This window comes from Catenibacterium sp., assembly GCF_052354645.1.
Taxonomy (GTDB): Bacteria; Bacillota_I; Bacilli_A; order Erysipelotrichales; family Coprobacillaceae; genus Catenibacterium; species Catenibacterium mitsuoka_A.
In genome coordinates this window covers 1-4,111 of the sequence record NZ_DAWDDM010000183.1, presented here as the reverse complement: position 1 = coordinate 4,111, position 4,111 = coordinate 1, and the positions used below count along the sequence as shown (strand labels likewise).

Annotated in this window: 5 protein-coding genes; 2 read left to right on the top strand and 3 right to left on the bottom strand. The window is 34.9% G+C overall.

Annotated elements, in window-relative coordinates:
• Positions 1-1,281, top strand: a 1,281-nt coding sequence (locus ACT8VG_RS08190; protein ID WP_444195597.1) for an ABC transporter ATP-binding protein, incomplete at its 5' end; no start/stop codon positions are given.
• A 23-nt stretch (positions 1,282-1,304) separates the two neighbouring features.
• Here the strand turns inward: ACT8VG_RS08190 and ACT8VG_RS08185 are convergent.
• From ACT8VG_RS08185 to ACT8VG_RS08175, 3 genes are read right to left on the bottom strand one after another with little or no spacing between them, the layout of a single operon-like run.
• On the bottom strand, positions 1,305-1,850 hold the full coding sequence (locus tag ACT8VG_RS08185) for a chromate transporter (RefSeq protein ID WP_117458895.1): 546 nt from the start codon (positions 1,848-1,850) through the stop codon (positions 1,305-1,307).
• On the bottom strand, positions 1,847-2,404 hold the full coding sequence (locus tag ACT8VG_RS08180; RefSeq protein ID WP_217106237.1) for a chromate transporter: 558 nt from the start codon (positions 2,402-2,404) through the stop codon (positions 1,847-1,849). The genes ACT8VG_RS08185 and ACT8VG_RS08180 overlap by 4 nt, the downstream gene beginning before the upstream one ends.
• Before the next feature lie 59 nt (positions 2,405-2,463).
• Positions 2,464-3,294: a DegV family protein gene (locus tag ACT8VG_RS08175; protein WP_217106238.1), complete on the bottom strand. Its 831-nt coding sequence runs from the start codon at positions 3,292-3,294 to the stop codon at positions 2,464-2,466.
• Positions 3,295-3,394: 100 nt separating this feature from the next.
• Here ACT8VG_RS08175 and ACT8VG_RS08170 point away from each other — a divergent pair, with 100 nt between their 5' ends.
• Complete coding sequence (locus ACT8VG_RS08170) at positions 3,395-3,925, top strand: TetR/AcrR family transcriptional regulator (RefSeq protein WP_187012912.1); 531 nt, start codon at positions 3,395-3,397, stop codon at positions 3,923-3,925.
• Positions 3,926-4,111 lie beyond the last annotated feature (186 nt).

Here is a 4,111-nt window from a genome sequence, read left to right as displayed (position 1 = left end):
ATTATCATGTTCACAATTGAATGGCGTTTAGCTTTAGTTATTGCGATTATGATAGCTGTTTTCATACTTGTTGTATGGAAATCACGTCACTCTATGAGTGAAGCTTCAATTCGTGTTAAACAGAAGGTTGCAGTCATCAATACTGATATCGAATCAGGACTCACTGGTATGAAAACAGCCAAAGCTTTTGCGAATGAAACAATTGAACAACAGAAGTTCAATACATCCAATGATACATATAAAACATCTAAGAAACAGTTCCATAAAGCTATGGGTCGCTTTAATGCGATTATGGAATTCTTTATGTGTACATTATCACTCATCGTTATTGCGGTAGGTGGAGCCCTTATTATGCAGGGGCAGATGGATACAATTGATTTGATTACTTTTAGTTTATATGTCTCTACATTTGTGAATCCAGTGCGTAAATTATCTAACTTTGCGGAATTATTTGCGAATGGAACTGCAGGTCTTCATCGTTTTGTAGAATTACTTAACACAAAACCTCAATTAGAAGATCGTCCGGATGCAAAAGAACTCACACATGTATCTGGACAGATTGATATTGATCATGTCAGCTTTGCGTATGAAGAAGATAGAAATATCTTAACAGATATTGATTTACATATTCATCCAGGTGAAACACTTGCGTTAGTAGGATCTTCAGGAGGAGGTAAAACAACTTTATCTCAGTTGATTCCTAGATTCTATGATGTTACAGAAGGGGCTATCTTGGTAGATGGTCATGATGTCAGAGATGTGACTCAAACTTCATTACACAACAATATTGGTGTAGTCTCACAGGATGTCTTCTTATTTGCGGATAGTATTGCGGAAAATATCCGTTATGGTAAATTAGATGCGACAATGGAAGATATCATTGAAGCGGCAAAACTAGCGGAAATCTATGATGATATCATGGAAATGCCTGATGGCTTTGAAACCAATGTAGGAGAACGTGGTGTATTATTATCTGGTGGACAGAAGCAGCGTATCTCTATCGCAAGAATATTCTTAAAGAATCCACCTGTTCTTATTCTAGATGAAGCCACAAGTGCATTAGATAGTGTTACTGAAGCTAAGATTCAGGAAACATTCGATAAGTTATCACAGGGACGTACTACTATTGTGATTGCGCACCGTTTATCTACAGTTAAGAATGCAGATCGTATTGCGGTTATTGATGAAGGAAGAATCATTGAACTAGGAACGCATCATGAATTATTAGAAAATAATGGGGCTTATGCACAACTTGTACATACACAGGAATTAATGAAATAACAAAACGACCTCGCGGTCGTTTTTTAAATAAAGTAATAAATTGTATTCATAACTCCTGCAAGGAGCATGACAAGAATAGGATCCCACTTATACTTAGTAAGTAATATAACACATATACCAAATATCACTACAAGATGGATCTTAAATGTATTGAAGCTTTCACCAAAGAATGCAGTGGTAAGAATAGAGACACCTGCAGTCGCAATTAATGCAACAACGGCTGGTCTTAACATCTTTAAAACACTCTGCAACTTATCCATATGTCGATATTTGAGATAGAAATAACTGATGATACCGACAATAATACATGAAGGTAATACACAACCTATAGTGGCACATATTGCGCCAGGAATGCCGGCAATCTTGATACCGACAAAAGTTGCTGAATTGACGGCAATAGGGCCAGGTGTCATCTGTGAAATAGATATAAGATCAGTGAATTCAGAGACAGATAACCAATGATGGGCTGTAATCACCTGCTGCTTAATAAGCGGCATAGCTGCATAACCACCACCAAAACTAAATGCACCCACCTGCAAGAAACTTAAGAATAATTGTAGATAAATCATGACTGTACCCCTTTCATAGAATAAAGTAATCCAATCATGATACAAACAATAATGACTATCATGACATTGATATTGAATATATAATTGGCGACAAAAGCACCAATCATAATAACAGGATAAAGCTTATTTTTCTCTTTTAAGAGACCGCTACCCATTTCGAAGCATACAGATGCAATGACTGCACCGACTCCTGCCTGCATCCCTTCTAACATAAGAGATACAATCAGATTAGTCTTAAATATTTCATAAAAGACAGAAATGACAGATATGATTACAAAAGGAGGAATGATTGTGGCGAGTACTGAGATGAATATTCCTAGTAGTCCTGCCATCTTATATCCAACTACAATAGCCCCATTGACCGCAATAGGCCCTGGTGCACTCTGTGCAATAGCTACTAAATCTAACATCTCATCTTCATCAATCCAATGATAATCATCCACAAACTTTTTTCTCATTAAAGAGACGATGACATAGCCTCCGCCAAAAGTAAAAGCACTTAAGTATAGAGTAGAAAAGAAGAGTTTCACTAATTTATTCTTCAAGATATTCACCTTCCTGTAGTCTGTATTATATCATTTCATTTATGAAAAAAACCAGTTTTTCAACTGGCTTAACATTCACACCCTACAAGTAGTCCACCTATTTCAGCATAATAAGTACATAGACCACCCATTGGATATACAATAATATCCGCATTTGGATAAAGTTCTAAAATCTTATCTCTGACATTATGTGCAAGTTTTAAATTATCTGCATGTGAGATACGTACCTTACCACCATGGTATCCTGCATTTTCAAGATGTTCAATCATAGATTTCACTACTTTCTTTTCACCACGACATTTACTGATCTGCTGGATAGTACCTTCTTCACTGGCAGTTGCGAAAATAGAAATATTTAATACACCAATCGCAGAAGCAACAGCTTTACTTACACGTCCATTCATCGCAAAGTTATGTAATGATTTTAATGCGAAGAATAATCTAGAATGATTAAGATAGTCCTGTCCTTTTTCTACAATTTCTTCAAATGGTAGATCTTCTTCAATCATTTCTTTTAACTTTTCAATAAGTAATCTCATTTCAGGTCCTGTAGATAAACTATCAAATACATGTACCTTTACATTTTCATTTTCTTCTTCATAAATACCTTTAGCTGTCATAGCAGAATTATAAGTGCCTGACATAGCACCAGTTAAAGTGACGACAAACACTTCATCATATCCTTCATAACAATCTAACCAAGACCCTACACTTGGACATGCAGTATGAGAAACACCTTTATACTTTGCAAGTTCTTCAGACATTAAATGTACATCTAGTTCCTGATTATCTACATAGTGCTTATTATCAGTAGAAATAGTGATTGGTGCGACTGCAAAATCAACGCCATTTAATTCCCACATATCACAAGATGAGTCAGCTACAATTTTTCTTTTCATGCGAAAAACCTCCCTATCAATACTATTGTAGTTTAAATTGTGAAATGATACAATTTACAAAGAGAAAAAATATGTAAATTTTTGTTCAGAGGTGCAGTTTATGGACGTAAATAAGAAAACACAAAGAAATAGATTTACAAGAATGTGTATAGGAGAAGCGATTGTAGAACTTATGAAGAGAGATTCTCTTGATAAGATTACAGTCAGCCAGATTGCGAAAAAAGCAGGTATTTCACGTATGACTTATTATCATTATTATGATTCTAAGGTGAATGCGATAGAAGACTATCTACGTGAGATTATTATTCAATATTTGACAGAAAATAAAAAACGTCCTAAAGAAGAACGTTTCATGGAATATTCACATATCTTGTTTTCAATAGAATTCTTTGATCAGTATGCGACATTCTTTATTATCATGGAAAGACAGGGACTTTATTCTGTATTAGTGAATGCAGTCAATCATTTCATGGTAGAACTCTATTCTGATCATAAAGATATGATTTATCGTGCGTATTACTATGCAGGTGCTTTACTCAATACATTTATTAACTGGGAAAAGACAGGAAAACTTGTTCCTGCACAGGAAGTAGCCAAGATGATTAGTGAAAGTGCACCAAAGATGCCTTAATTAATGTGGTAATTTAAAATAACTAGGGGTTTCCTAAATTTTAATTATCACGCAGTAAGGGGTGAATCTCACCCCTTATTTCTTTATAGTCTAGAAGTCTATTTCAGAAATATCTAAATCTAACGATGAATCTTCATCGTTATTTTTTATTAGGGAATACTGAATATCATCAATTCGGTGAGAAAT

Coding starts and splice junctions, on each gene's coding strand:
- ACT8VG_RS08185 (WP_117458895.1), bottom strand. CDS start 1,850: ATGATTTATCTACAATTATTCTTAAGTTTCTTGCAGGTGGGTGCATTT.
- ACT8VG_RS08175 (WP_217106238.1), bottom strand. CDS start 3,294: ATGAAAAGAAAAATTGTAGCTGACTCATCTTGTGATATGTGGGAATTA.
- ACT8VG_RS08170 (WP_187012912.1), top strand. CDS start 3,395: ATGGACGTAAATAAGAAAACACAAAGAAATAGATTTACAAGAATGTGT.